General features: G+C 59.5%; 22 protein-coding genes and 2 pseudogenes. 18 read left to right on the plus strand and 6 right to left on the minus strand.

Features of this window, described 5'->3' with window-relative positions:
- Positions 1 to 359 precede the first annotated feature (359 nt).
- The 4 genes from rnc (at position 360) to lgt (ending at position 4,723) form a co-directional block, all read left to right on the plus strand.
- Positions 360 to 1,094 (plus strand): ribonuclease III, encoded by a 735-nt coding sequence (gene rnc / locus F6X24_RS17950; RefSeq protein WP_151089302.1) that lies wholly within the window; start codon positions 360 to 362, stop codon positions 1,092 to 1,094.
- Positions 1,095 to 1,111: 17 nt separating this feature from the next.
- Entirely contained in the window at positions 1,112 to 1,684 is a 573-nt protein-coding gene (locus F6X24_RS17955) for a hypothetical protein (RefSeq protein ID WP_151089303.1), read from the plus strand.
- A 3-nt stretch (positions 1,685 to 1,687) separates the two neighbouring features.
- Positions 1,688 to 3,619, plus strand: a complete 1,932-nt coding sequence (gene nadE / locus F6X24_RS17960; protein ID WP_151089304.1) for an NAD(+) synthase — start codon at positions 1,688 to 1,690, stop codon at positions 3,617 to 3,619.
- A 96-nt stretch (positions 3,620 to 3,715) separates the two neighbouring features.
- On the plus strand, positions 3,716 to 4,723 hold the full coding sequence (gene lgt / locus F6X24_RS17965; protein WP_151089305.1) for a prolipoprotein diacylglyceryl transferase: 1,008 nt from the start codon (positions 3,716 to 3,718) through the stop codon (positions 4,721 to 4,723).
- A gap of 144 nt (positions 4,724 to 4,867) precedes the next feature.
- On the opposite strand, the gene F6X24_RS17970 is transcribed toward lgt, so the two are convergent.
- Both F6X24_RS17970 and yidD read right to left on the minus strand, forming a co-directional pair.
- A complete protein-coding gene (locus F6X24_RS17970) occupies positions 4,868 to 5,794 on the minus strand; it encodes a hypothetical protein (protein WP_151089306.1) in 927 nt (308 codons plus the stop codon).
- Positions 5,795 to 5,852: 58 nt separating this feature from the next.
- Positions 5,853 to 6,064, minus strand: a pseudogene (yidD, locus tag F6X24_RS17975) (membrane protein insertion efficiency factor YidD).
- Positions 6,065 to 6,250: 186 nt separating this feature from the next.
- On the opposite strand from yidD, the gene F6X24_RS17980 reads away from it, so the two are divergent.
- Both F6X24_RS17980 and F6X24_RS17985 read left to right on the plus strand, forming a co-directional pair.
- The gene (locus F6X24_RS17980; RefSeq protein WP_191906382.1) at positions 6,251 to 7,105 is read left to right on the plus strand and encodes a PorV/PorQ family protein; all 855 of its coding nucleotides are present in this window, start codon (positions 6,251 to 6,253) and stop codon (positions 7,103 to 7,105) included.
- Positions 7,092 to 9,254, plus strand: a complete 2,163-nt coding sequence (locus F6X24_RS17985) for a ComEA family DNA-binding protein (protein WP_229725220.1) — start codon at positions 7,092 to 7,094, stop codon at positions 9,252 to 9,254. Before F6X24_RS17980 ends, F6X24_RS17985 begins: the two co-directional genes overlap by 14 nt.
- Positions 9,255 to 9,301: 47 nt before the next feature.
- Here the strand turns inward: F6X24_RS17985 and F6X24_RS17990 are convergent, their stop codons facing one another.
- The 3 genes from F6X24_RS17990 to F6X24_RS18000 all read right to left on the minus strand — a co-directional run bounded on the left by F6X24_RS17990 (position 9,302) and on the right by F6X24_RS18000 (position 14,859).
- On the minus strand, positions 9,302 to 11,251 hold the full coding sequence (locus tag F6X24_RS17990; protein ID WP_151089308.1) for a DUF3857 domain-containing transglutaminase family protein: 1,950 nt from the start codon (positions 11,249 to 11,251) through the stop codon (positions 9,302 to 9,304).
- 202 nt (positions 11,252 to 11,453) lie between these two features.
- Positions 11,454 to 13,475 carry a DUF3857 domain-containing protein gene (locus tag F6X24_RS17995; protein ID WP_191906383.1) on the minus strand — a complete coding sequence of 674 codons (2,022 nt, stop codon included), beginning with the start codon at positions 13,473 to 13,475 and terminating at the stop codon, positions 11,454 to 11,456.
- A gap of 148 nt (positions 13,476 to 13,623) precedes the next feature.
- A complete protein-coding gene (locus tag F6X24_RS18000; protein WP_151089310.1) occupies positions 13,624 to 14,859 on the minus strand; it encodes an MFS transporter in 1,236 nt (411 codons plus the stop codon).
- Between the two features lie 179 nt (positions 14,860 to 15,038).
- On the opposite strand from F6X24_RS18000, the gene F6X24_RS18005 reads away from it, so the two are divergent.
- Positions 15,039 to 16,928, plus strand: coding sequence for an ABC transporter ATP-binding protein (locus tag F6X24_RS18005; RefSeq protein WP_151089311.1), 1,890 nt, complete (start codon positions 15,039 to 15,041; stop codon positions 16,926 to 16,928).
- 514 nt (positions 16,929 to 17,442) lie between these two features.
- Here F6X24_RS18005 and F6X24_RS18010 read toward each other — a convergent pair.
- Complete coding sequence (locus tag F6X24_RS18010) at positions 17,443 to 18,054, minus strand: Uma2 family endonuclease (protein WP_151089312.1); 612 nt, start codon at positions 18,052 to 18,054, stop codon at positions 17,443 to 17,445.
- Between the two features lie 356 nt (positions 18,055 to 18,410).
- Between F6X24_RS18010 and F6X24_RS18020 the strand changes: the two genes are divergently transcribed.
- From F6X24_RS18020 to F6X24_RS18070, 11 genes and pseudogenes are all read left to right on the plus strand, one after another.
- Positions 18,411 to 19,085, plus strand: a complete 675-nt coding sequence (locus F6X24_RS18020) for a DUF4136 domain-containing protein (RefSeq protein WP_151089313.1) — start codon at positions 18,411 to 18,413, stop codon at positions 19,083 to 19,085.
- Positions 19,086 to 19,181: 96 nt separating this feature from the next.
- A pseudogene (locus F6X24_RS18025) lies at positions 19,182 to 19,559 on the plus strand (NADH-quinone oxidoreductase subunit A); the annotation flags it as partial.
- 96 nt (positions 19,560 to 19,655) lie between these two features.
- Complete coding sequence (locus tag F6X24_RS18030) at positions 19,656 to 20,210, plus strand: NADH-quinone oxidoreductase subunit B (protein WP_151089315.1); 555 nt, start codon at positions 19,656 to 19,658, stop codon at positions 20,208 to 20,210.
- Positions 20,211 to 20,334: 124 nt separating this feature from the next.
- Positions 20,335 to 20,904, plus strand: coding sequence for an NADH-quinone oxidoreductase subunit C (locus F6X24_RS18035; protein WP_151089316.1), 570 nt, complete (start codon positions 20,335 to 20,337; stop codon positions 20,902 to 20,904).
- 125 nt (positions 20,905 to 21,029) lie between these two features.
- Positions 21,030 to 22,292 carry an NADH dehydrogenase (quinone) subunit D gene (gene nuoD / locus F6X24_RS18040; protein ID WP_151089317.1) on the plus strand — a complete coding sequence of 421 codons (1,263 nt, stop codon included), beginning with the start codon at positions 21,030 to 21,032 and terminating at the stop codon, positions 22,290 to 22,292.
- 13 nt (positions 22,293 to 22,305) lie between these two features.
- Entirely contained in the window at positions 22,306 to 22,605 is a 300-nt protein-coding gene (locus F6X24_RS18045; protein WP_229725530.1) for a nucleotidyltransferase family protein, read from the plus strand.
- Between the two features lie 112 nt (positions 22,606 to 22,717).
- Positions 22,718 to 22,939: a HepT-like ribonuclease domain-containing protein gene (locus F6X24_RS18050; protein WP_151089319.1), complete on the plus strand. Its 222-nt coding sequence runs from the start codon at positions 22,718 to 22,720 to the stop codon at positions 22,937 to 22,939.
- Positions 22,936 to 23,508 (plus strand): NADH-quinone oxidoreductase subunit NuoE family protein, encoded by a 573-nt coding sequence (locus F6X24_RS18055; RefSeq protein ID WP_151089320.1) that lies wholly within the window; start codon positions 22,936 to 22,938, stop codon positions 23,506 to 23,508. The genes F6X24_RS18050 and F6X24_RS18055 overlap by 4 nt, the downstream gene beginning before the upstream one ends.
- Positions 23,509 to 23,520: 12 nt before the next feature.
- On the plus strand, positions 23,521 to 23,886 hold the full coding sequence (locus F6X24_RS18060; RefSeq protein WP_151089321.1) for a hypothetical protein: 366 nt from the start codon (positions 23,521 to 23,523) through the stop codon (positions 23,884 to 23,886).
- 1 nt (position 23,887) lies between these two features.
- Complete coding sequence (nuoF, locus tag F6X24_RS18065) at positions 23,888 to 25,225, plus strand: NADH-quinone oxidoreductase subunit NuoF (RefSeq protein ID WP_151089322.1); 1,338 nt, start codon at positions 23,888 to 23,890, stop codon at positions 25,223 to 25,225.
- 69 nt (positions 25,226 to 25,294) lie between these two features.
- A complete protein-coding gene (locus tag F6X24_RS18070; RefSeq protein ID WP_151089323.1) occupies positions 25,295 to 26,320 on the plus strand; it encodes a 2Fe-2S iron-sulfur cluster-binding protein in 1,026 nt (341 codons plus the stop codon).

Here is a 26,320-nt window from a genome sequence, read left to right on the forward strand (position 1 = left end):
CGACCTGTCAAAACTTATGCGCGTGTTTATGCTGTGTTAGTAGCATGCTTGTCTGACTTGCTCGGCCCGTACGCGGGCTTGGTCAGCCCACCGCTAGAGCAGTTTTCAAATCGGTGTATAAGGCGGGCTGCCGGGATTGAGCCGGCTGTCCGCTCGTCGAAAGAACCAGCGGCGCGAACCAAGAGCGGACAGCCGGCTCAACCCCGGCAGCCCGCCCCAGGCAATCTGTACACAGACTTATAAACTGCGCTGAGTGCTGCTTGAAATTCAGCACTGTTCTCCTCCTTTCATACCCGGGCTTAGCCAGCCCACCGCAGGTGGGCGTATCTGCGAAATCCGTTAAATCCGTTTAATCTGCGATGCCTCTACCTCTCTTTGGTCTGTTTCGGCGGCTGCTGGGCAGCGATAAGCAGTTTCGGCAGGCCGTCGCCACCGTTATCGGCCAGGACCCGGATAATGCGCAGCTCTACCGGCTGGCGTTTACCCACTCGTCGGTGGTGAAGCAGGACCCCGGCGCGGGCCGCCACCAAAGCAACGAACGGCTGGAGTTTCTGGGCGACGCGGTGCTGGGCACCGTAGTGGCCGAGTACCTATTTCGCAAGTTTCCGTACGAGCAGGAAGGCTTCCTGACCGAAACCCGCTCGCGCATCGTCAACCGCGAAAGCCTCAACGCCATTGCCCTCAAAATGGGCCTCGACAAGCTGGTGCAGCTCGACTCGACCCAGAGCCGGGTAGCCCGCTCGCGCTCGGTAAACGGCAATGCCCTGGAAGCGCTGGTCGGGGCGGTGTACCTCGATTTGGGCTACAAGTCGGCCCGCAAGTTTGTGCTCAAAGGCTTAATAAAGCCGTTTGTCGATGTTAACAAGCTGACCACCACTACGTCCAATTATAAGAGCAAGCTCATCGAATGGGCGCAACGTAATGGCAAAGACGTGCGCTACGAGCTGAGCGGTGAGCCCCGGCCGGGCGGCGTGATGGAATTCACGGCCACTGTGCTGCTGAGCGACGAGGTAATAGCCACCGGCATGGGCCTCAATAAGAAGCAGGCCGAGCAGCTGGCCGCCGAGCGGGCGTTGGCGGCATTGGGGGTGTAATTGAATGACTCAGGAGTATGATTAACTGGCCATCACTTGCTTTTGCTATTGGCGTACTAGTAGTTTTTTTTCAATCGTTAGTATGGCTCCAAAACAAAATTATTGCCCCCCGCCAGCAGCAAAAGATTTGGCTTAAACAAAATGTTAGCCCGCTTTTATTCTGCGGATTGACGCGGGCGATAGCAACTGATGGCTTACCTGCAATGGATAAGCCTGGTACTATTGTAGGCTTAATTGGTGAAGTTGATGGGTTTGCAGTGGAAATTTCTACCAACTTTCAGACGGGGCTTTTTGTATTCCCTTTTTATTTGATAAGGGTGTATTTCAATGCTGATGGTTTAAATAAAGAGCTACTTCAATTAAGATGCAAAAATAACCTAAGCCTTAGTAGCTACTTCCGGTGGGGAAATGCAACATTGACTCTGACACACGCAGATTATGAAGGCACATCTGGATATACTGGAACTTATATGAATAGTCAGGTTATGCTACATGAAATAGAAAAAATAGTTTTCGAATTAAAAGCACTGAATTTGAAGCCTGTTACTTATGCGGAAGGGATAATCCAGCGTCAAACCTTTCAGGACTAACCTATGCGCATTGCCGGAGCCGCCCTCAACCAGATTCCCTTCAACTGGGCTCATAACATTCAGAATATCAGCGCCGCCATTGCCCAGGCCAAAGCTGAGGGCGTAGAGCTACTGTGCCTGCCCGAGCTGTGCCTGACGGGCTACAACTGCGAAGACCTGTTTTTGAGCGACTGGCTGCCGGCGGCGGCGCTGGCGCATTTGCAAAAAATCAGGCCGCTTACGGAGGGTATTTGCGTGGTGGTGGGCTTGCCGGTGCGGCTGCACCACCGCACCTACAACACGGCCGCCGTGCTGCGCGACGGCCAGATTCTGGGCTTCGCGGCCAAGCAGTTTCTGGCCAACGATGGCGTGCACTACGAAACGCGCTTTTTTGTGCCGTGGCTGGCTGGCGAAACCACAACGGTGGAGCATGAAGGCGAAAGCTGGCCGCTGGGCGACCTTACGTTTGAGCACCAAGGCGTGCGCTTTGGCTTTGAGATATGCGAGGATGCCTGGCGGCCCGACGACGTGCGGCCCGCCTGCCGGCTCATGGGTAAGGTTGAGTTGATTATCAACCCCTCGGCCAGCCACTTTGCGATGAGCAAGACCGATGTGCGCTACAAGCTGGTGCTCAATGCCTCGCGCAAGTTTCGCTGCACCTATCTGTATGCCAACCTGCTGGGCAACGAAGCCGGAAGAACTATCTATGATGGCGAGATATTGATTGCCCAAAACGGCCACCTGCTCAGGCGCAACCAGCTGCTGAGCTTTAAGGAAGTGGATTTGGAATGGGTAGAGGTCGATTTCGCGGAGCCGCTCGCAGTGGCCGACACCATTGTGCCGCTGCCCGAGCCCGACGAGTACCGCGAGCTCAACCAGGCCATGAGCCTGGCGCTGTTCGACTACCTGCGCAAGGCGCGCAGCAAGGGGTTTGTGCTGAGCCTCAGCGGTGGGGCCGACTCGTGCTTTTGCGCCGTGGGCGTGGCCGAGATGGTGCGCCTGGGCGTGGAAGAGCTGGGCGTGGAAGAGTTTAAGCGGCGTAGCGGTGCTTTCGATGCCGCCAAAAAGGAGGTGACGCAGGCAGGCGCGGGCGGCAAGGCAACGCAGCAGGCCACCGACGTGGACAACGAAGCCGCCGCGCAAAACCAAAAACCAGCCACGACCAACCAGCAGCTCGTCAACCACTTGCTCACCTGCGCGTATCAGGGCACGGTTAACTCCTCCGACGACACCCTGAACTCGGCCCGCGAGCTGGCTGACAGTATCGGGGCCCGCTTTTTCGACTGGACCATCGACGATGAGGTAAGCGGCTACGTGGGCAAGATTGAGCACGCGCTGGGCCGCGAGCTGACCTGGCAAACCGACGACCTGGCCCTGCAAAATATTCAGGCGCGGGTGCGGGCCCCCGGCATCTGGCTGCTGGCCAATGTGCAGAACTGCCTGCTTATCACGACCTCCAACCGCTCGGAGGCCAGCGTGGGCTACTGCACCATGGACGGCGACACGGCCGGCAGCATCTCCCCCATCGCGGGCGTCGATAAGGATTTTGTAAAAAAATGGCTGCGCTGGGCCCAAACCGCGCTCGGCTACGAGGCCCTGCACCACGTCAACGCCCTGCAACCCACCGCCGAGTTGCGCCCGTTGGCCGACAAGCAAACCGACGAGCGCGACCTGATGCCCTACGTGCTGCTCAACCGCATCGAGCGGCTGGCCTTCTACGACCGGCTGTCGCCGGCCGCCGTGCTGGCCCAGCTCGTGGCCGAAGAGCCCAGCTACGAGCCCGAGCAATTGCGCACCTACGTGAAGCGCTTCTACCAGCTCTGGAGCCGCAACCAGTGGAAGCGCGAGCGCTACGCGCCCAGCTTTCACCTCGACGACTACAACGTAGACCCGCGCTCCTGGCTGCGCTTCCCGATTTTGAGCGGCGGCTTTGGCGAAGAGCTGGCAGGGCTGTAGCGTGGACTCTGCGAGTCCGTGCGTGGTAGCATTGACTAACATGCTCACGCGCGGACTCGCAGAGTCCACGCTACTTCGCACCCTACCTTTGCCGGCATGACTAGCTTGCTCGCCTACATTACCTGGAACGCCGACCCGATTATTGCCCACTTAGGCCCGCTGCTGCTGCGCTGGTACGGGGTGCTGTTTGCCACTGGCTTCATTATTGGCTCGTTTGTGCTTACGCACATCTACAAAGAAGAGGGCGTCCGGCCGTACTGGGTCGATGTCATCACGTTTTATATGGTGGTGGGCACCGTGTTAGGCGCACGACTGGGCCACGTTTTCTTCTACGACTGGCCTTCGTACCGCGAGCATCCGTGGGAGATTCTCAAAATCTGGCACGGCGGGCTGGCTTCGCACGGCGCCACCATTGGCATTCTGCTGGCCGTCTTTATATTCAGTATTCGCAATAAATTTGATTACCTCTGGGTGCTCGACCGCATCGTGATTGTGGTAGCAATCGGCGGAGCGTGCATCCGCCTGGGCAACCTCATGAACTCGGAGATTGTGGGCAAGCCGACCGATGCGCCCTGGGCCTTTGTATTCCCACGCGATACCGAGCACCTGCAGGCGCCCGTAACGCCGCTGCCCGCCGGGGCCGTGCTGGTGCAGCGCAGCCGCCAGCCCGATGGCGAGGAACACACCGAGATGCTGCCGGCCGGCACCACGCCTACCCCCACGATGGAAATGGCCGTGCCGCGCCACCCCACCCAAATTTACGAGTCGCTGTTTTGCATCGTGCTGCTGGTGCTGCTTTATGGGCTGTGGAACAAGTATAAAGAGCGCACGCCGCGTGGCCTGCTCTTTGGGCTGTTTGTGGTGCTGCTCTTCACGTTCCGCCTGCTGGTCGAATACCTGAAGGAAAACCAGGTAGCACAGGAAGGCGACATTATCGCGCACTACCACCTCAACATCGGGCAGCTGCTGAGCATCCCGTTTATCCTGATTGGCTTATGGGTGCTGCTGCGCGCCGGCAAAGACCCGAAAAATCCCTACGGCTACGCCCCCCGCGACCTGGCCGCGGAAGAAGCTGCCGCCCAGGCCACTGCCGCCAAGCTATAAGCGCGCAGCCGTATTTCTAGTTAGCAAAAAAGGCCGCTGCACACTTGTGCGGCGGCCTTTTTTAGGCGGTTGTGCCCGCTTCCTCGCCTAACAGTCGAAAACTTAAAGGATTCCTTCTTTAGTGAATATTAATAATTAACTATATTATAAGCTCAGCTCATACACGTCGCCCTGCTCAGTGGTGATAAGCAGGGTATTCGCATCCTTAAAGGCAGCTCCTTCGGTTTGGCCGGCCCCTTGCAGGCTGATGTGCCGGGGAGTAGCTTTCAGGATTTCGTCCCACGAGTTGCCATCCAGAATAAACAGCTCCTGGCGGGCCAGCAGCACCAGCCGGTGGCCGTTGGGGCTGAGCGTGGCGTCGGTTACTTCGCCCGGAATGGCGAGCTTGGTGATGAGCTTGGCGGTGTAGGTACCGGGCGTTTCGGGCACGGTATATACTTTACAGGTGCTTTGCTGGCCCCGGTCTTTGGTAAATAAATACACCTGGCCGTCGTGCCAGAGGCTAGCTTCGCAGTCGAAGTTGCGCTCCGGCTTGCTGGGAGGAAAAGCCGTCTGGTCGGGGTACTTGAAGTTGATTTTACCGACCTGGCTGGGGCTGTTGGGCCGAAAGCGCAGAATAACCAGGTTCTGGCGGTCGGAGTTGTTGTTGCCACAGTCGCCGATGTAGTAGTTGCCGCTGGGGTCACGGCTCAGGCTTTCCCAGTCGTTGTTGGGGGCAGCAATAGTGAGCTTATCCAGCTGCTGGCCCTGGGCATCGACCCGAAACAAAACGGGCGGCTCCCCGTCGTCGCCGAACGTGTAATACGTACCGGCCTCCGGCGCCGGGCACAGGCCCGAGCTTTCCAGAATATCGTCGGTGAGGCGGCCCACGTGGCGCAGGCCAGCCGGCAGCGGCTGGTCGGGCTTGTATTTTTTGTGCGAGCCTTTTTTGCCTTTTTTACCCTGCGGGGCAGCCTGAGTAATGCGCTGCGGCTGGCCGCTGGCTGGCTGGTCGGTCGTAGCCCCCGAGCAGGCTGAGGTCAGCAGCACAACCGCCAGCAGCGGGCGAATAAGTAGTGGGATATACAGCATATGGCCCGCTTGTACGGAAAACCCGCCCGCAAGGCTGAGCCCGCATTACCTCTTCATGCTAGGGCACCGGGTCATAGCCCGCTCCGCCCCACGGATGGCAGCGGCCAATGCGACGCAGCGCCAGCCGCCCCCCCGCCAGGCCCCGTATCGGCCAATGGCCTCGACTGCATAGGCCGAGCAGGTAGGCGTGTAGCGGCAGCTCGGTGGCGTAAGCGGCGAGATAAACAGCTGGTAAAAGCGCACAAGCAGCAGCAGCACACGGCGAAGCATAGTCGATAGAAACCCAGATAGCTGCGCAAAGTTCAGCAGCTATCGGTTAGCAAGCCGGAAAATACCGGGCTGCAGAAGAAAATTCATTTATATTTCATAAATTTGACTCCCAATTAACGGATATGCTTATATCTTACAGCTAACCCTTTGAAACACGCTTTACCCGCATTACTGCTCAGCTTTTTTTTGCTTCCTTTTGTGCTATTCGGCCAGGGTAATGGCCCGGCCGGCCACGGAGCCCGTGTGCAGGCGCTGGGCAATGCGTCCTCCCCGCTTAGCGGCGAGGTATGGGCGGCGGCCAACAACGCGGCTGGTCTGGCTGGCCTTACCAAGCCTGTCGTGGGCGTATACCTGGAAAACCGCTACCTCCTGCCGAGCCTTAACGCCACGGCCGTAGCGCTGGCCCTGCCGCTGGGCGAAATTGAGCCGGCCACCGCTGCCCTACCCGCCCGCGCCGGGCGCGGCGTGCTGGGCTTCGAAGCGCAACGCTTTGGCGGAATTCTATATAATGAAATCAAAGTAGGCATAGCGTATGGCTACCGGCTGGGCACGGTAAGCGTGGGAGGGCGGCTCGACGCGCTGCAAGTGAGCTTTCAGGACCTGGGCAGCCGCCGCACGCTGGCTGCTTCGCTGGGCGGGCAGGCCGAGCTACTGCCCCGGCGCCTCACGCTGGGTGTTTATCTGTATAACCTGACGCAGGCCCGGCTGGCCGACTACCAGGACGAGCGCGTGCCGACCGTGCTGCGGGCCGGCCTGGCCTACCGCCCCAGCAAGCAGGTGCTGCTACTGGCCGAAGCCGAAAAAGATGTGGAGCGCCCGGCCGGCATGAAGGCCGGCCTCGAATACCTGCCCGCTGAAGCCGTAGCCGTGCGCCTGGGCTACACCAGCGGCAGCCAGCAAACCATGGCCGGCGTGGGCATCCGGGCCGGCAGCTTCTGGTTTGACTACGCGGCGGGCTGGCAGGCAGCCCTGGGCCTGAGCCATTATTTCAGCCTGAGCTGGCACTGGGGGCCGGGTGAACCCGGAAATGAAAAACCATAAGGCGATGAGGCGGGGCGAAGCGTCGGTTTTCCGATTTCTGATTTATGCTTTCTCAAGCCTGCTTTTTGCCGGGCTGCTGCCCCAACGGACTGCTGCACAGGATTTTCCGCGCCTGTCCCCCGACTTCGACCGACTTGCCCAGGAGCTTTTTGCGGAAATTCAATCGGACCAGATTCCGTACGAAGACCTGTACGGCACGCTGCTGCTCTACTACCAGTCGCCGCTCAACCTCAACACCGCCAGCCCCGAAGAGCTGCGGGCACTGCCATTGCTGAGCGAAAAGCAGGTGGCGGCACTCTTAAAACACCGCCAGCTTACCGGCCCGCTGCTGAGCGTGTATGAGCTGCAGGCCGTGCCGGAATGGAACCTGGCTAGCATTGAGCGCGTCGCACCCTTCGTAACCGTGCAGGGCTCCAGCGCCAACTCGGCCCGCGGACCATTGTGGCAACGCATTAAAAATGAAGAGAATAATGCTGCGCTGCTGCGCTACGAGCGCGTGCTGCAGCAGCGCAAAGGCTACTCGCCGGCCGACAGCTTTCAGGGGCGGCCGACCCAGCGCTACCTTGGCTCGCCCGATGCGCTGGTGCTGCGCTACCGCGTGAGCCATGCCCATGATTTCAGCCTGGGCTTTGCCGCCAAGAAAGATGCGGGCGAGCGCCTGACCTGGCAGCCAGCCCAGCGCCAGTACGGGCCCGATTTCCTATCGGCCCACTTTGTGCTCTACGACCAGGGCCGACTCAAAACGCTGGCGCTGGGCGATTATCAGCTGCAATTTGGCCAGGGGCTTCTGCTGTCGTCGGGGCTGGCGGCGGGCAAAGGTGCCGAAACGATAACCTCGCTGCGCCGGCCCTCGCTGGGGGTGCGGCCCTACGCCGCGCTGCTCGAAAACACGTTTTTTCGGGGCGCCGCGGCTACTTACCAGCTGGCTCCGCGCTGGGAAGCGACGGCATTTGCCTCCCACAAGAATATTGACGCTACGGCCGGGCAGAGCGCCGATTCGCTGGCGCAATTCGACGAGTTCAGCAGTAGTCTGCTCTTAACGGGGCTGCACCGCACGGCTACCGAGCTGGCCAACCGCCAGCGGCAGCGTGAAACCATAGCCGGCGGGCACCTCGGCTACTTGAGTACCGATGGTAACCTGGCGCTGGGCTTTACCGCCGTTGGCACCCACTACGGTACCGCGCTGCTAAAGCGCCCGCAGCCCTACAATCGCTATGAGTTCAGCGGCCAGCGGAATATAGTATTTGGGCTACATTACAGCTATGGCTGGCGCAACCTGCTGCTGTTTGGCGAAAGCGGATGCAGCGCCGGGGGCGGGCTCGGCTCGGTAAATGGCGTGCTCGCCAGCCTTGGTCCGGCGGTGGATGCGGCGGTGCTGGTTCGGCAGTACGGGGTCGATTTTCATACTTTTTATGGCAACGCCCTGAGCGAAAGCACCCGCAACAGCAACGAAACGGGCCTGTATGTGGGGTTGAAGCTGCGGCCCTGGGCGCGCTGGGAAATCTCGGCTTATTTCGACCAGTTTCGGTTTCCGTGGCTGCGCTACCGGGTAGCTGCACCCAGCCAGGGCCAGGATGCGCTGCTGCGGGTAGCCTTCACCCCTTCCAAAACCAGCCTGCTTTACGCCCAGTACCGCGGTCGGCTAAAGCCGCTCGACCTGTCGGCCAGCCTCATGGGGCGGCCGGTGCCGCTGCCCGGCGAGCAGCTGCGCCACGCGCTGCTGCTGTATTGCGAGGTGCAGCCCACGGCCCGGCTGGGCCTGCGCACCCGCCTGCAAGCCAGCTACCTGCAAGCCGATGCGGGCTTGCCCTGGCGGCGTGGCTACGTACTAAGCCAGGATGCCTCGCTGCAGCTGCCGCACCGGGTATCGCTGGCCGCCCGCTACGCCGTGTTTGATACCGATGACTACGATACGCGGCAGTACGCCTTTGAGCAGGATGTGCTGTATGCCGTATCGGTACCGGCGCTTTACGGGCAGGGTACGCGCGCCTATCTACTCGGCCAGGTTGCCTTCAACAAGCATGTTAGCTTATGGCTGCGATATGCCGAAACCCGCTACCGCCACCAAGCTACCATCGGCTCGGGGCTGGAAGAAATAAAGGGGACCGTGCGCTCCGAGGTAACGGGCCAGCTACGTTACCGCTTTTAAGTGGAAGCGGCTCGGCACAAGACCCATTGCGAATTTGCTATACGCTATCAGGCATCGGTTTTAACCAGAACTACCTGGGCCTTATCGGCCTGGCTGATTTTGCGGCGAAAATCCTGATAGTCGGAATACTTATCCGGCGGCAGCGTGGCCCCGCTGGGCCGACGGGTTTCAAACTGCCGCACGTATTGCAGAGTGCCATCGGGCAGAGCCGTGCACGAGCTCGAATAGGTGCCGTAGGCAGAAGATAGCTGCGTAGGCGCGGGCAGATTCTCGGCCCGGAAACCTGTCGGCAGGTGTAGCCGCACGGTATCCTGGTGGAGGCTGGCGAGCGGCAAGGCCAGCGGCGACTGCCGCGGCCCCACCTGCGGGGGCAGTGCGGCCAGCCGGCCCAGCAGATTGGGAGCCAGCAGCAGGCGGCGGCCGGCAGCGGTGCCCGCACCGGGCAGGTCGAGACCAAGCGTTTCTACCACGCTGGGCAGGGCCTGGGGCGTGGCCAGGGGGGCGGCGGCCAGCCGCAGACTGGTAATGGAAAAATGGCTTAAATTCAACCTACCTGACACGTACTTCTTTTGCTCATCGGGGTCGGCCTCGTGCAGCAGCTGCGCATAAATATCCTGCGCCAGCCCAACCCGCCTAGTATGCACGGTTGCCTTCGCATCACCGTTGGCATCAAGCCAGAGGTCGGTACGGCGCTGCTGGCGATTCGCCTGGGCACCGTAGCGCGGCGTAGCCACCAGCCGGCCGCCTTCGGGCGTGAGCAGGAGCGCGTGCCGGTTGCCCGTAAAAGAGCCCATGTAGCCAAACTCCTTTGTCTGGCTGGTGCACTCCAGCCAAACCGTATCGGCGGGCGTGCTGCCGCGAGCCGGCAGCGGCATACACAAAATCACGTGGTTGAACTGGCTGCTCGGGAAGCTGGCCCGCACATCGGCGTGGTCGCTACCAGCGCCTACCAGCGCCACGTAGGCAGGCAGGCCCGCCGCTTTTAGCAGGGCGCAGGTATAGTTACTCAACGCTTTACAATCGCCGTAGCCCCCCGAGGCTACGCTGCTGGCCGGGGCAGTCTGCCAGCCGCCCAGCCCCAGCTGCACGGAGATATAGCGGGTAGAGCCCTGCAAAAACTCGTAGACTTTACGGGCCCGCTCGCGCGGGTCGGGCTGGGTAACTAGCAGCTGAGCCATTTTGGCAGTAAGGGCCGGCGGCAGCACATCGCGGCCCTGGCCCAGCTGATAGGTCCACAACCCCAGGCTTTGCCAGGAGGCCAGCGAGCCGGCGTGGCCCTGCACCTCGAAGGTGGCCGGGGCCAGGCGTACGGCGGGCAGCTGCTCGGCAAGGGGGGGCGAAAGCGGCTCGGCTTCCATTGCGGCGGCCGCAGGCAGCTGCCAGTGGTAGGTAGTCTGGGCGCCCGTCACTACGGGGGCCGTAGCGGCACCGGCGGGCAGCAGCTGCTCCTCAAATCGCAATGGCAGCGCGGTAGGCGTGGTTACCTGCAAAGTGGCTCCTTCCAGCGCCACGTTTTCATCGTCCTGAGGCTGCCAGCTGGGATAAAACAGCGTGTTTTCCGAAACCACTTCGTACTCAAACTCTACTGTGTAAGGCGTGGCAGGCTGGCGCAGGTCGGCGTAGCGCACGCGCAAATCGGTCATGAAGCTGCCATCGGCACTGCCCTCACCCTGGTCGTGTACTTCGGACGCACGCAGCTGATGCAGTAATACTCCCTGTGCATCATATACTGCCCCGCGCAGATAGCCAATGTGGTTGAGCGCATCATAGCCTACTACCAGCCGGCCATAGTCGTCGCTACCGGCCTCGGTTAATACCGTCACCACTTTATGCACCGTTTCTACGAGCTGACTAGCCGACTTTACGACCACTACTTTGTCGTAGGACCGGACTACGGCGTGCGCATTCGCGCGCAGGGCCGGCGCAATAGCCGCTACCGGGTACTTAGGTACCGGGGTGCTGAGCAGAACCAACGAGGCGAAAACAGGTAGTACCATATGTTAAAGAAGGCTTGGCAGTAGTTGTTTACCCCGAGAGAAAGTACTGGCGGCTGGCTAGCTCTGAGGAATATATAGTTACATCGAAAATAAAAACTAATCAACATTAACCCATAGTCCGTGCATAGCACTATCAGTAGTAGAGCGGAATGTCACTCCGCTCTACTACTGGCTGAGAACTACCATGCGGCAGCCTATTATGCTAGCTGCCTTTTTTAATAACCAGCGCTTCGGCCTGCTTGGCCAGCGCCAGCCGGTAGAACTCGCGTAGCGAGGCGTACTCCTCGGCCCCATAAATAGGCTTATCGAGCGTGAGCCGGCTGGTAAGCTGCACCGTGCCCGGTGTGGGGCTGCTGGCCATGTACACGTAACGGCCGCCCTGAGCGGGCAGGGCAATAGTAGCGGGCTTGGGCAGCTCGGCCGTGTAGCCCGGCGGTAAGGTCAGGGTCAGGGTAATAACGTCGAGGCTGGAAGCACCAAAATCAACCGGGTAGGTGCGCTCCGCGTGGCTGAATGGGTTGCGGCCTTCCCCAAACGAAGCCAGCGGACTGATATAAAGCTCACTGGCTTTACCGCTGGAGCTGGCGGGCTGGCGCAGCTCGTAGTTGAGCGCCAGCGGCTTAGTCACTTCTCCTACCTCACCGAAAGCGTAGGTTGGAAATTCCCAGCTCGGATGCTGACTGGCCAGCTCGCTCACATATTTTTTCTCACCCAGCTGCTGAAGCTTTTCGCGGGCGGCGGCTCCTGAGTAGCCCCCGTGCTCTTCATGCACCTTGCCGGTGAGGTTGCCCTGCTCGTCGAGGGTAAGCTTAATATCCTGATAATGACTATGGCGCTGCGCCGGAGCCAGGTTTACCCAGCGGCCAGCAACCCCTTTGGTCACCAGCCGGCCGGTCTGGTTGAGGCAGCGCGTGGGGAGCACGCCGCAGGGCAGCAGCGGCTCAGTAGCATCCAGCAGCAGCTCCTGGTTATCAGCCAGCGGCAACAGGCCCACTACGTAGTTGAATTGCTCGAGCAAGGGGAAGTTTTGATTAACCCGACCATGCCCGCGGGTACTCAGGATGACGGGCTCGACGGCCAGCCCCGCCTGACGCAGCGCGGCAATCAGCAGCAGATTTACATCGGCGGCGGTGCCCCGGTGCAGCTCGTAGCTGCGCTTGAGCGGGCCACTGGCCGAGTAGCCGTTGGTGCCATCATACTTCACGCTTTTGAGCACCAGCTCACGCACGGCCGCAGCGCGGGCCGCCGGGTCGGGGTACTGGGCTGCGAGGGGTTTCAGCGCCGCTTCCAGGAAGCCCACGTGCCCGAGCTGCCCACCAAACTCGTCGTTGCTGAGCAGGTCCATATTAATTTTCTCCCAGTTGCCGGCCACGTTATGATAGCCCTGGCCAGGCATGCGCTCGCCGGCCAGCTCGAAGTTGATGCGGGCCACGTAATCGCGCATGGTAGTCATGTAAGGCTCATCGCGCAGGGCGGGCACGTTCTGCATGGCCCAATGGTACGAAGTACCTTTGGCAACAATCAGCTCATTGTCAGAGGCAACGCGGCCGCCCGCCGCACCTGGGTCAAGGCTCGCCTCGGTATGCAGGTTATACTGCATCTGCGAATCTTCCCGCGTTTGTAGCACCAGCGGCTCGTAGCCCTGCATGAGCATTTTATAGTCGAAATACTCCGGAATTACCGCCTGAAACTCGCTCCAGCGGGTAGGTATCTCGCGCTGAAAAGACCAGTCCTGAAAGTTGAACAGGAAGTCCGACGTTACAGTATAAGCATATTCGATAATCGCCCCTTCGCGCACGTTGGGGAGCGTAAACTTGCGTACCCGGATGTTTTTGGTGCGCTCCTCGGTAAAAGCTTTGGCAATTTCGAGCTTCACCTTTTCCACCTTGCCGCCGACCTCGTTGTACGTAAACCCGCGCAGGCCCACTAGCTTTTCTTCGGAGCGGTCGCGGTGGTACAAGGGCACCTCTACCGTGGCCACGTTGTAGCCCGACTTCTTCAAAATCTTGATGCGGGTAACCCGGTCCGACTCCAGCTGAAAGCTGCTGCCGTTCAGCCGGAACCGGGTAGCCCCGTAGTCGTAGAGCACCACGGCGGGCGCGGCGCTATCGGCCACAAAGCTTTTGGCATCGAAATCGGCCGGCTCGGGTTTGCCGAATTTTATTTCTACCACTTTCACGGGCGCCTTTTGCGCCTGCGCGCTGGCAGCAGTTAGGAGTGCCAAAGCGCTGACCGCTAGTGGAAATGAGGCGAGTAGTCTTTTTATCATAGAAAGAAGAGATGCAGCTAGTTGGCAAGAATATTATATAGCCTGCCTCTACCGGATAAATGTAAGTACTTACTACTTATTTACCAACTCTCCCTCACAAAAATCACACAATCTCTTCGGGCCCGGCTACGGCCATAGCTTCATCGGCGAGTACCTGGTGGCCGGCCGGGCCGGCTTGCGTGGCCTGCACGCCCAGCAGCAGGTAGGCAATAGCGACGAGCACGCACGCCAGGCTCAGGCCATGCACCCAGGGCAGGCGGCCGGGCTGGTTGTCGAAAATCCAGCCGGCGGCCAGGGCCCCGAGGCCAATGCCGACTTCGAGGGCAATGTACATGGTCGCCACGCCCCGGCCGCGCCGCTCGGGGTGGCTCAGGTCTATCGTCCAGGCGTAGAGCGTGGGCGAGTTCAGCCCCGTACCCACTCCAAATATGACGGCTCCGAGCAAAAATACCGGTACCGACGGCGACCACACCAGTACCGCCAGCCCCAACGCCAGGATGGCGGCCGACCAGCGCAGCACCGGTACCCGCCCGTGGGTATCGCTGGCCTTGCCCGCCACCAGGCGCACGGCAAGCGACGCAATGGTATAGAATATATAGAACAAACCCTTTGTTGGTCCTTGCAAGCCCAGCAGCCGGCTCTGGTCGGGTATCACGGTGAGCACCGCGCCATATGGAAACAAGCACAGCAGCGTGGTGAGCGCCGGGGCCAGCACGCGGGGCTCCAGAATCTCATCGAGCTTCAGCTTTAATAAGGAAAAGTTGAAACGCTGCCGCTGGGCCTTCGGCAGCGTTTCGGTGAGGGTGCCCTGCACCAATACGGAGAGCAGCGCCGCCGCGCTGGAGCAGTAAAACATGGTGTTGAGGGAGAACGTCTCGGCCACCCACGAGCCAAAGGCCGGCCCGGCGGCCATGCCCAGGCTGCCCGTTACGCCGAGCAGGCCCATGGCCTCGCCGCGCTTTTCGGTGGGCACAATGTCGGCCACAAACGCGGCCGTGCCCGTGGGCTTGAAGCCGGTGCTGAAGCCGTGCAGCAGCCGCAGCAGCAAAAAGCTGCTCACCGTGAGCGCCCACGGGTAGGCAAAGCCGCACAGAAAGCACACCAGCGAGCCGAATACCATCACCGGAATCCGCCCCACGGTATCAGCCAGTTTGCCCGAAAACGGCCGCGAAATAGCGGCCGTCAGCGTAAACAGCGCAATGATAAACCCTTTGTACTCGCCGCCGCCCAGCTGGCTGAGGTGCTCGGGCAGTTCGGGCAATAGCAGGTTGAAAGACAGAAAAAACAGAAACGACGACAGGCACATCAGCCAGAAGCCCCGCGAATACGAACCAAGCATAAGTGCAGCAAAGGTCGGGGCGATTGGGTAATGAATAATGGGTAATGGGTAGTGGCTACTATCGTTCTGGCTTTGGCCAGCATTACTCATTACTGATTACCCATTACTCATTACCTGTTATCCCCTGCCAAAACGGCCACTCGCCCACTGCGGCCCCAAATGTGTCAGGATAGCGGTCTATGAGCTGGCTAACGTCCTTTTTCAAAACTATTTCTGCTAAAAACCCCGGCTCCGGGCGCGGCCCCGAGAAGCCGGCCGTGAGCGTGCGCGAGCGGGTATCGGCGCTGCGCCACCTGCCGGCTTTTCTTCAGCTCATCTGGCAAACCTCGGCAGGCCTGACCCTGGGAAACATAGCGTTAAGACTATGTAGAGCCGCCTTGCCGCTGGCCATGCTGTACATCGGCCGGCTTATTCTCGATGATATCGTGCAGCTGACCAAGCTTCCAGCGGCCAGCCGGGTAGTGTCGCCGGTCTTTGGCCTGGTAGCCCTGGAATTCGGGCTGGTGCTGCTCACCGATGCGCTGGGCCGCGCCGTGGCGCTGCTCGACTCGCTGCTCGGTGACTTGTTTGCCAATGCCAGCTCGGTGCGCCTCATGCGCCACGCCGCCGAGCTGGACCTCGACCAGTTCGAAGACAGCAATTTTTACGACAAGCTGGAGCGCGCCCGCCGCCAGACGCTCTCGCGCTCGGTGCTCATGAGCCAGGTGCTGGCCCAGGGCCAGGATGCTGTGACCCTGGTGCTGCTGGCCGGTGGCCTCGTGGCGTTTCAGCCCTGGCTGCTGGGCCTGCTGCTGCTGGCCGTGGTGCCCGCCTTTTTGGGCGAAAGCCACTTCAACGAGCGCAGCTACTCGCTTTCGCACTCCTGGACGCCCGAGCGCCGCGAGCTCGACTACCTGCGCCAGACCGGCGCCAGCGACGAAACGGCCAAGGAAGTGAAGATATTCGGCTTGTCCGATTTCCTTATAAACCGCTTCTCCACCCTTTCCGACCAGTTTTACCGCGAAAACAAAACCCTGGCCCTGCGCCGCGCCGGCTGGGGCACGGTGTTCGCGGCTATCGGGGCAGCCGGCTATTATGGCGCTTACCTCTACATTATCAGGCAAACCGTGAGCGGCGCGATTTCCATCGGCCAGCTTACGTTTCTGGCGGGCTCGTTTGCCCGGCTGCGCAGCCTGCTCGAAGGCATTCTGAGCCGCTTCAGCCAGGTGGCCGACGGCGCCCTATACTTACAGGACTTCTTCGACTTTTTTCAAATCGAGCCGCGCATCGTGCGGCCCCGGCTGGGGCAGGCAGTGCGGGCCTTCCCGCGCCCCATCCGGCAGGGATTTACGTTTGAGGATGTCGGCTTTAGGTATAAAAACGCCGAAAAATGGGCCCTGCGCCACCTTAGCTTCGAGCTGCGGGCCGGCGAAAAGCTGGCGCTCGTGGGCGAAAACGGGGCCGGCAAAACCACGCTCGTCAAGCTGCTGGCCCGCCTCTACGACCCCAGCGAAGGGCGCATTCTGCTCGACGGCCACGACCTGCGCGAGTATGACCCCGCCGAGCTGCGCCAGGAAATCGGCGTCATCTTCCAGGATTTTGTGCGCTTCCAGCTGCCCGCCGGCCAGAACCTGGCCGTGGGCCGCATCGACGAGCGCCAGAACCAGCCGCGCATTGAGCAGGCGGCCCAGCAGAGCCTGGCCGACACGGTTATTGCCAAGCTGCCGCAGGGCTACGACCAGATGATTGGCCGCCGCTTCAACGGCGGCGTGGACCTAAGTGGCGGCGAGTGGCAGAAAATCGCGCTGGGCCGCGCCTACATGCGCGACGCCCAGCTGCTCATCCTCGACGAGCCCACCGCCGCCCTCGACGCCCGCGCCGAGCACGAGGTATTTCTGCGCTTTGCTGAGTTGACTAAGGGCAAAACCGCCGTGCTCATCTCCCACCGCTTCAGCACCGTGCGCATGGCCGACCGCATCCTGGTTATCGAGCACGGCCGCGTGCAGGAAATCGGCTCACACGAAGAATTGCTGGCGAAGGATGGATGCTACGCCGAACTGTTTGCCTTACAGGCCGCAGGGTACCGGTAGCGGTGGATTAGCAAAGAAGCTGTTTAGAAAGTCGTCAGAGCGTCCTGCTGAGCTTGTCGAAGCATCTCTACCGCTTCGTTGAGCAGTTTGGTTGAAGCGGTGGAGATGCTTCGACAAGCTCAGCATGAAGGTCAATGTTAAATTTTAAGACTTCCTAAACAGCTTCCTTATTACTTTGATAGTGACAAGGCTGACTACTCAGGACTGAATGTTGAAAAAGGAATTAGGAATTTTACTTTTAATACAAGACTTGGTGTCACGGGATTTGTGGACGACAGAAACGTTAAATGGACAAGACAATAAAGGCAGCTGCTAACACGGATTTTGCGTCAGGCGGGCCGATGTGCAAATTTTAAGCATTGTGCTTCTATTAAACTTTAGCAATAATTTGAAGCATTGTGCTCCGAAACTGGCCCGAACGCAAAGCCCGAGACCGTTATTCTAATAGCTGCCCCCTTGCTCTCAATTGTCGGCTTCGGCCAGCCCGTAAGCCACATGCGCCGAGCACGTATAGCTACTCCACATCGTCGGCCGGGTCGGGAAAATGGGGGCGCAACGGGGCCACCTCCGTGTCTTCGTACACTTGCGCCAGAGTCAGGCGAAAATTCAGCTCCGGTACTACAATCTCCTCCGCGGGCTCGGTGAGCACGGTATGCGTCCATTCGTTGCTGGCAGTGCGCCGGTACCACTCTACCAGCCAGCGGTTTTGGGCCACGAGCAGATAGTGCTGCAAAGAAGGTAGGGTTTTGTATTTTTTGAATTTGTGTCCCCGGTCATAGTACGCGGTAGAGGGAGACAGCACCTCTGCTAGCAGCACCGGCGATTCTACCCGGCGCGTTTGTTGCGCATCCTGCGGGCTGCACGTTACCTGCACGTCGGGGTACACGTACTGCTGCTCCTGCCGGACGGTCAGCTGCACGTTTTCCATAAATACCTGGCAGCCTCGCCCGCGTAGCGCCAGGCGCAGACCCAGGTAAAGGTTACCAGTGATAAGGTTGTGCACTTTGCTTTCGCCCGCCATCGCAAAAACTTCGCCCTCGAAAAACTCGTGACGCACGTCGCTGGCTTCTTCTAAAGCAAAATACTCCTCGGCTGTATAGCGGCGCTGCGTTTCGGCGTGTCCCATAATAGCCAAAGATACTAACGGCGGCGAGTGGCGAAAATCACCCTGAACCGCGCCTACATGCGCGAGGCCCGACCCAAGCCGCATCCTGGTAGCTGAGCACGGCCGCGCTCAGGAAATTGGCTCGCACGAAGAGCTGCGGGCCAAGAACGGCCAGTACGCGGAGCTATTTCAGCTCCAAACGGCGGGCTACTGCTAAAGCTGACCTTCCGGCAAGCTGCTGCGGAGCCGGACAATGAATTTTCGAGTAATTCGCGCCTGCCGCAACAACTCCTGGCCGTTAATAAGCTGAACACTAGCCGGAAAGTAAATTTCCCTACGTAGCTTAGAGAATTCAACGAATTCCTTACCCTATTGCCATGAGATTTACTGCTACTCTCCAGCTTATCTGCCTGTTAAGCCTGGGCTTGCTTGCCAGCTGCCTTACCTCCCGTGATGCCCGCATCGAATCGAGCTACAGCTACCGGGGGCGCTTTCGCCACTACCGCACCTATGGTTTTTTGAGCGGCAATGGCCTCGCCGCCGACAGCACCCGTCTCAGCGAGTCATTGCGCGATGCCATTCGGCAGCGCATGCGTCTGCAAGGCTACCGCTTTTCGAAGCGCAACCCCGATTTGATGGTGAGCTACAAATTATTTGAGGGCGATATGCACTTTCCCGGCTTTGTGCAGGAAGACATCACCCGCTGGGTAAAAAACAACGATGCGGAAGACGAGCAAACTCCCGAAGAGCAGCGCCACGGCTACCAGCGCACCCGCCTGCTCATGCTCGATGGTACGCTCATGGTAACCCTAATTGATACCAAGACGGACAACGCCATCTGGAATGGCTACGCCTCGGGCGTGACCGTGCCCGAGGGTCTGCGGGGCGAGTACGTGCTGGTGCGCTCGGTGCGCTCCATCTTCGACCGGTATCGCATTTTTACCGAGAATTACTTCAACGGCGGCAACCTCGACGGGGCTATGAACGGCCAGTCATTCGACGGGTCGGGGTCCGCTCCTGCGCCTGCGCAGCCCACTGAAACCCCACGCTAAGTAGTAGCGGGCCACTTTTCGCTTTCGCCCAACCCGGCGCAAGTGTACCTTTGCTTGTCCGCACCAGTGCGCCCGCTACCTAACTAGCTGACCTGTATGCTTCTTGCCCTAAATTCTTCTTATCAGCCCAGCGACTACCTACCCATACTCGTGCAGTTTGGGCTGGCTGTGGCTTTCGTAACCTTCGCCATGGTGGTGTCGCACCTCGTGGGGCCCAATCGCCACAGCCGTGTGAAGGATGCCGCCTTTGAGTGCGGCATTGAGAGCGTGGGCAACGCCCGCACGCCCATCTCAGTCAAATATTTTCTTACGGCTATATTGTTCGTCCTGTTCGACGTCGAAGTGATTTTCATGTACCCCTGGGCCGTGAATTTCCGTCAGCTCGGCACGGCTGGCTTTGTGGAGATGATTATCTTCATGACGCTGCTCATGGCCGGCTTCGGCTACGTTATTAAAAAGGGGATTCTGCGCTGGAACGAGGCTGTTCCGAGCCAAACTTTCGTTGCAAAACCGGTGTTGGTAAAGCAGCCCGCCGAAGCCGCGCAGGCTGCCTAACCCGACCTTTCTATCATGGATACCCGCGTTCCTGAAATCAAAACCGTGCCGGCCCCCGAGGGTATTGAAGGCGCTGGTTTCTTTGCTACTTCCCTCGAAAAAGTGGTGGGCATTGCCCGTGCCAACTCCCTGTGGCCCCTACCCTTTGCTACTTCATGCTGCGGCATCGAGTTTATGGCTACCATGGGCGCGCACTACGACATCTCGCGCTTTGGCTCCGAGCGCCCCAGCTTCTCGCCCCGGCAGGCCGACCTGCTGATGGTAATGGGCACCATTGCCAAGAAGATGGCGCCCATCGTGAAGCAGGTGTACGAGCAGATGGCCGAGCCCCGCTGGGTGCTGGCCATGGGTGCCTGCGCCTGCTCGGGCGGCATTTTTGACAGCTACTCGGTGCTGCAGGGCATCGACCGCATCATCCCGGTCGATGTATATATCCCCGGCTGCCCGCCCCGCCCCGAGCAGGTGCTCGATGGCCTGATGCGCGTGCAGGACCTGGCCAAGAACGAAAGCCTGCGCCGCCGCAATTCGCCCGAATACCAGGCCCTGCTCGCTTCTTATAACATTAAATAATTCAAAGCAGGGGAGCCTGCTTCAACAAGCTTAGCAGGCTCCCCTGCTTGCTGAACGATTCACAAACGGCATAGTAGAGCTGCTCCGGCAACCTCAGCATGGCGTTCTTATATAAGGTCCAGAAATGGCTGACCCGACCAAAGAAGAATCTACTGCCGCGCAGGATACCGCCGTCGCCCAGGACCCTGCCGCAAAGCAAAACGCGCAGGTGCTGGCGCTGCTGCACAGCCTGTTTGGCGAGGCCACCTTCACCGACGTGCACGAGCCCTACGGCCTGCTCACGGTGACGACCAAGCGCGAGCATATTCACCACATTGTGGCCGGCTTGCAGCAGGATGAAACCCTCAAGTTTCACTTCCTCACCACGATGTGCGGCATCAACTACCCGGAAAACCTGAACCAGGAGCTGGGGATGATTTACCACCTGCACAGCCTGGTGCACAACATCCGGCTGCGCATCAAGATTTTCTTTCCGCTGGCCGACCCCGTGGTGCCCACGCTGACTGACCTCTACGCCACCGCCAACTGGATGGAGCGCGAGGCCTACGATTTTTTCGGCATTATCTTCACCGGCCACCCCAACCTGCGCCGCATCCTGAATGTGGAAGACATGGACTACCACCCCATGCGCCGGCAGTATCCGCTCGAAGACGGTACGCGCGAAGACAAAACCGACCTCTTCTTTGGTCGCTAAACTCTCCTATCTGTCATGCTGACGAAGGAAGCATCTTATCACGTTCTCCCTCGGCAGAGTTAGTAACCCCAGCGGCGCGGACGTGATAAGGTCCTTCGCTGCGCTCAGGATGACATAAAATCGAAATGGCAGTAAACGACGCCCTGGCAGGCACCCACAAGATTATTGAGGAAGCGAAGGAGCAGCAGGGCGGCCAGCTCGTGCCCACCCTAAACGACTTCTCGCAGGAGCTGACGACCCTCAACCTGGGGCCGACGCACCCGGCTACGCACGGCATTTTCCAGAACATCCTGCAAATGGATGGCGAGCGCATCATCTCGGGCGTGCCGACCATCGGCTACATCCACCGGGCGTTTGAGAAGATTGCCGAGCGCCGGCCATTCTACCAGATTACGCCGCTCACCGACCGCATGAACTACTGCTCGTCGCCCATCAACAACATGGGCTGGCACATGACGGTAGAGAAGCTGCTCGGCGTTACGGTCCCCAAGCGCGCCCAGTACATGCGCGTGATTATGATGGAGCTGGCGCGCATTGCCGACCACCTTATCTGCAACTCTATCCTGGGCGTGGATACGGGGGCTTTTACCGGCTTCCTCTACGTGTTCCAGGAGCGCGAGAAGATTTACGAGATTTACGAGGAAGTCTGCGGCTCGCGCCTCACCACCAACATGGGCCGCGTGGGCGGTATGGAGCGCGACTTCTCCCCGGTAGCCCTCGACAAGCTGCGCAAGTGGCTGAAGGAGTTTCCGGCCGTAATGAAGGAGTTTGAGGCCATGTTCAACCGCAACCGCATCTTCATGGACCGCGTGGTGAACGTGGGCCCGATTACGGCAGAGAAGGCGTTGAACTACGGCTTCACCGGCCCCAACCTGCGGGCCGCCGGCGTCGATTACGACGTGCGGGTAATGAATCCGTACTCTTCGTATGAGGATTTCGAGTTTGATATTCCGGTGGGTACCAACGGCGACACCTACGACCGCTTTCTGGTACGCAACGAGGAAATCTGGCAGAGCCTGCGCATCATCAATCAGGCGCTCGACAAGCTGCCCGACGGCCCGTTCCACGCCGATGCGCCGCACTACTACCTGCCCCCCAAGCAGGCCGTGTACAAGAACATGGAGGCCCTGATTTACCACTTCAAAATCATCATGGGCGAAATCGACGCGCCCGTGGGCGAAGTGTACCACTCGGTAGAGGGCGGCAACGGCGAGCTGGGCTTTTACCTGATTTCGGACGGCGGGCGCACGCCCTACCGCCTGCACTTTCGCCGGCCGTGCTTTATCTACTACCAGGCCTATTCGGAGATGGTAGTGGGCACGAGCCTCTCGGATGCCATCGTGATTTTGTCGTCGATGAACGTGATTGCCGGCGAGCTGGACGCTTAATCCCTTGACTGCTATGTATCTCACGGAGCAAGAGCTGAACATCATTCGCGCTTACTTCCGCACCAAGCCGGTGCTGAAAGCGTGGCTGTTTGGCTCGTATGCGCGGGGAGAAGCAGATGAGACAAGCGACGTGGACTTGCTGGTAAATGTGGATAATTCTATCTCCATTGGCTGGGACTTCTTCATCTGGCACGAAGACTTAGCCGAGCTGCTTCGCAAGAAAGTCGATGTCATTGCTCCCAGCAAGCGTTCATCGCGTTTTAAACAAGAAATTGAACCTGACTTGCAGCTAGTGTATGAAAGGGCCGCGTAGCGAGAGAACTCGCCTGCTACACATGCGCGATGCAGCCGACCGGCTTCTTCTTGAGCATCAGAAACTTAATGGCTAACAATTACCGGATAACGATTTTCTTTTTTTAGCCTTCGTGCGTTTGGTTGAAATTATTGGCGAAGCCGCTTATCAGCTGAGCCGGGAATTCCGAGCAGCGCACCCCGAAATTCCCTGGCGGCCAATTATTGCGATGCGCCACGTGGTAGTTCATGAATATGACGACCTTGACGAGTCCCGGGTATGGGATGTCATTGAGAACCACATTCCTCCCCTGCGCTCACAGCTGCAAGCTATTATTGATACTCTACCCGAATGACTCCTGCTACTACCGCCAAACCCCAGTTCTCCCCGGCCGCCCAGGCCGAAATCAAGCGCCTGCTCACGCACTACCCCGACGACCGCAAGAAGTCGGCCCTGCTGCCGGTGCTGCACATCGCGCAGGCCGAGTTTGGCGGCTGGGTGAGCCCCGAGGTACAGGACCTGGTAGCCGAGACTTTGGGCCTGCGCCCGATTGAGGTGTACGAGGTGAGCACCTTTTACACCATGTTCAACCTCAAGCCGGTTGGTAAGCACGTGCTGGAAATTTGCCGCACCGGCCCCTGCATGCTGCGCGGCTCCGACGAGCTGACGGCCCAGCTGGAGCGTATCACCGGCGCCAAAGTCGGCGGTGAAACCTCCCCCGACGGTAATTTCACCCTGAAAGAAGTGGAGTGCCTGGCGGCCTGCGGCTTCGCGCCCGTGGTGCAGGTGCGTGAGAAGTACTACGAGTCGCTCGACACGGAGGAGAATGTGAATGCCATGCTCACGGAGCTGAAGAATATGGTGCACCGGCCCATCCTGCCCTGGGAAGAAGCTGGCCTGCCGACTTCATTGCCAAATAATTAACTTATTACCGAGATGGCCGAACAGGACAAAGAATTGCCGCTGGTGGTAGCTGAAATCTTGATTGAGATGCACGGCATGAACGACCGGCTCAAGGGTGTTGAAAACCACTTGGTCGTTGTAGAAAACCGTTTAGCCAGTGTCGAGGAAGTTCTGGTGCAGGTAGTAACTAACATTCAGCAATTGACCACTGTAACGAAAGAAGCTGCTGAAAGCGCTGATAGAAGACAGGATATTGCTAACCGTAACTTTCAGTTGTTGCAGGAAGCTGGCCAACGCGATAGAGAGTTACTGACATCTGCTCTGCAAAGCGCTATCACAGTCATTGGTCGCCGCTTCGACAACCTCGAAAACCGCCTTGAACGTCTAGAAACCAAGTAATATGGGCCGCAAGCTATTAACCGAACACGTCAACGTCGAGGGCATCGAAACCTTTGCCGTGTACCGCAAGCACGGCGGCTACCGCGCCGTGGAAAAGGCGCTGAAAATGACGCCCGAAGAAGTAGTGGAAGAAGTAAAGAAGTCGGGCCTGCGCGGGCGCGGCGGCGCGGGCTTCCCCACCGGTATGAAGTGGAGCTTCCTGGCCAAGCCCGAGGGCGTGCCGCGCTACCTCGTCTGTAATGCCGACGAGAGCGAGCCCGGCACGTTCAAGGACCGCTACCTGATGTCGAAGCTGCCCCACCTGCTCATCGAGGGCATGATTGCGGGCAGCTACGCACTGGGCGCGCGCACCAGCTACATCTACATCCGCGGCGAATTGCTGTACGTGCTGCGCATTCTGGAGAAAGCCATTGCCGAGGCGTACGCGGCCGGCTTTTTGGGCGAGAATATCCAGGGCTCGGGCTATTCGCTCGATTTGCACGTGCATCCAGGGGGCGGCGCCTACATCTGCGGCGAGGAAACGGCCTTGCTGGAATCATTGGAAGGTAAGCGCGGCAATCCGCGCAACAAGCCGCCGTTTCCGGCCGTGCAGGGCTTATATGCCCGCCCCACGGTGGTCAACAACGTGGAAAGCATTGCGGCCGTGGTGCCCATTCTGAACATGGGCGGCGACGAGTACGCCAAAATCGGTATCGGCAAGAGCACGGGCACCAAGCTGATTTCGGCCTGCGGTCACCTCAACAAGCCGGGCATCTACGAGATTGAGCTGGGCGTGCCGGTGGAAGAATTTATCTATTCGGATGAATACTGCGGCGGTATCTGGAAAGGCCGCGAGCTGAAGGCCGTGGTAGCCGGCGGCTCGTCGGTGCCGATTCTGCCTAAGGAATTGATTCTCAAGACGGCGGCCGGTGAAAACCGCCTCATGACCTACGAGTCGCTCAGCGATGGCGGCTTCGTGACGGGCACCATGCTCGGCTCGGGCGGCTTTATCGCGATGGACGAGACGACGTGCATCGTGAAAAACACCTGGAATTTCTCGCGCTTCTACCACCACGAAAGCTGCGGGCAGTGCTCGCCCTGCCGCGAAGGCACCGGCTGGCTCGAAAAAGTGTTGCACCGCCTGGAGCACGGCCACGGCTCGATGCACGACATCGACCTGGTTGTGAGCGTGGCCAAGCAGATTGAGGGCAATACCATCTGCCCGCTCGGCGAAGCCGCCGCCTGGCCGGTGGCGGCTGCCGTGCGCCACTTCCGCGACGAGTTTGAGTGGCACGTGACGCACCCGAAAGAGGCCACCCAGCCCGGCGCCGTGTACCGGGGCAACCTGGTCATGGCGTAACTTCAATTAAAAGAACGTCATGCTAAACGTAGTGAAGTATGACAGAAGCACTTGTTTCTAAAGACTATAATGGCTAAAATAACCTTCGACGGAATTGAGGTGGAAGTGCCCGATGGCACCACTATTCTCAACGCAGCCCGCAAAATCGGGGGTAGCGTGGTGCCGCCCGCCATGTGCTACTACACGCCCCTCAAAGGCAGCGGCGGCAAGTGCCGCGCCTGCCTGGTGCGCGTAGCGGCCGGCTCGGCAAAAGACCCGCGCCCTATGCCCAAGCTGGTGGCTTCGTGCATCACAACCGTGCAGGATGGCATGGTAGTGGAAAACACGACCAGCCAGCAGGTAATGGACGTGCGCAAGGGTATTGTGGAAATGCTGCTCATCAACCACCCACTCGATTGCCCGGTGTGCGACCAGGCTGGCGAGTGCGACCTGCAAAACTTTGCCTACGAGCACGGCGTGAGCACTACCCGCTACGAAGAAGAGCGCCGCACGTTTGAGAAAATCGACATCGGCCCCTACGTGCAGCTGCACATGACGCGCTGCATCCTGTGCTACCGCTGCGTGTACACCGCCGACCAGCTCACCGACGGCCGCGTGCACGGCGTGCTGGGCCGGGGCGATGCTTCCGAAATCGGCACATATATAGAAAATACTATATCTAACGATTTTAGCGGCAACGTTATCGACGTGTGCCCGGTAGGCGCGCTGACCGACAAAACCTTCCGCTTCAAGCAGCGCGTGTGGTTTACCAAGCCGGTCAACGCCCACCGCGACTGCGGCCATGAGAAATGCACCGGCCACGTCACGCTTTGGTACAAAGGCAAGGATGTGCTGCGCGTAACCGCTCGCAAGGACGAGTACGGCGAGGTGAAGGAGTGGATTTGCAACGAGTGCCGCTTCGAGAAAAAGGAAACGGCCGACTGGACGATTGAGGGCCCGGCGCACATCGACCGCTCGTCGGTCATATCGGCTAATCACTATGAATTGCCAGTTATCAATCCGCAGGTTATCGCCGACCTGCCCGAAAGCACGGTGCGCGAGCTGGAGCAAAACCCGCCGCTGAAGCTGGGCGGCCCCAATGGCACTTCTTTTTAA

The organism is Hymenobacter baengnokdamensis, from assembly GCF_008728635.1.
GTDB lineage: Bacteria > Bacteroidota > Bacteroidia > Cytophagales > Hymenobacteraceae > Hymenobacter > Hymenobacter baengnokdamensis.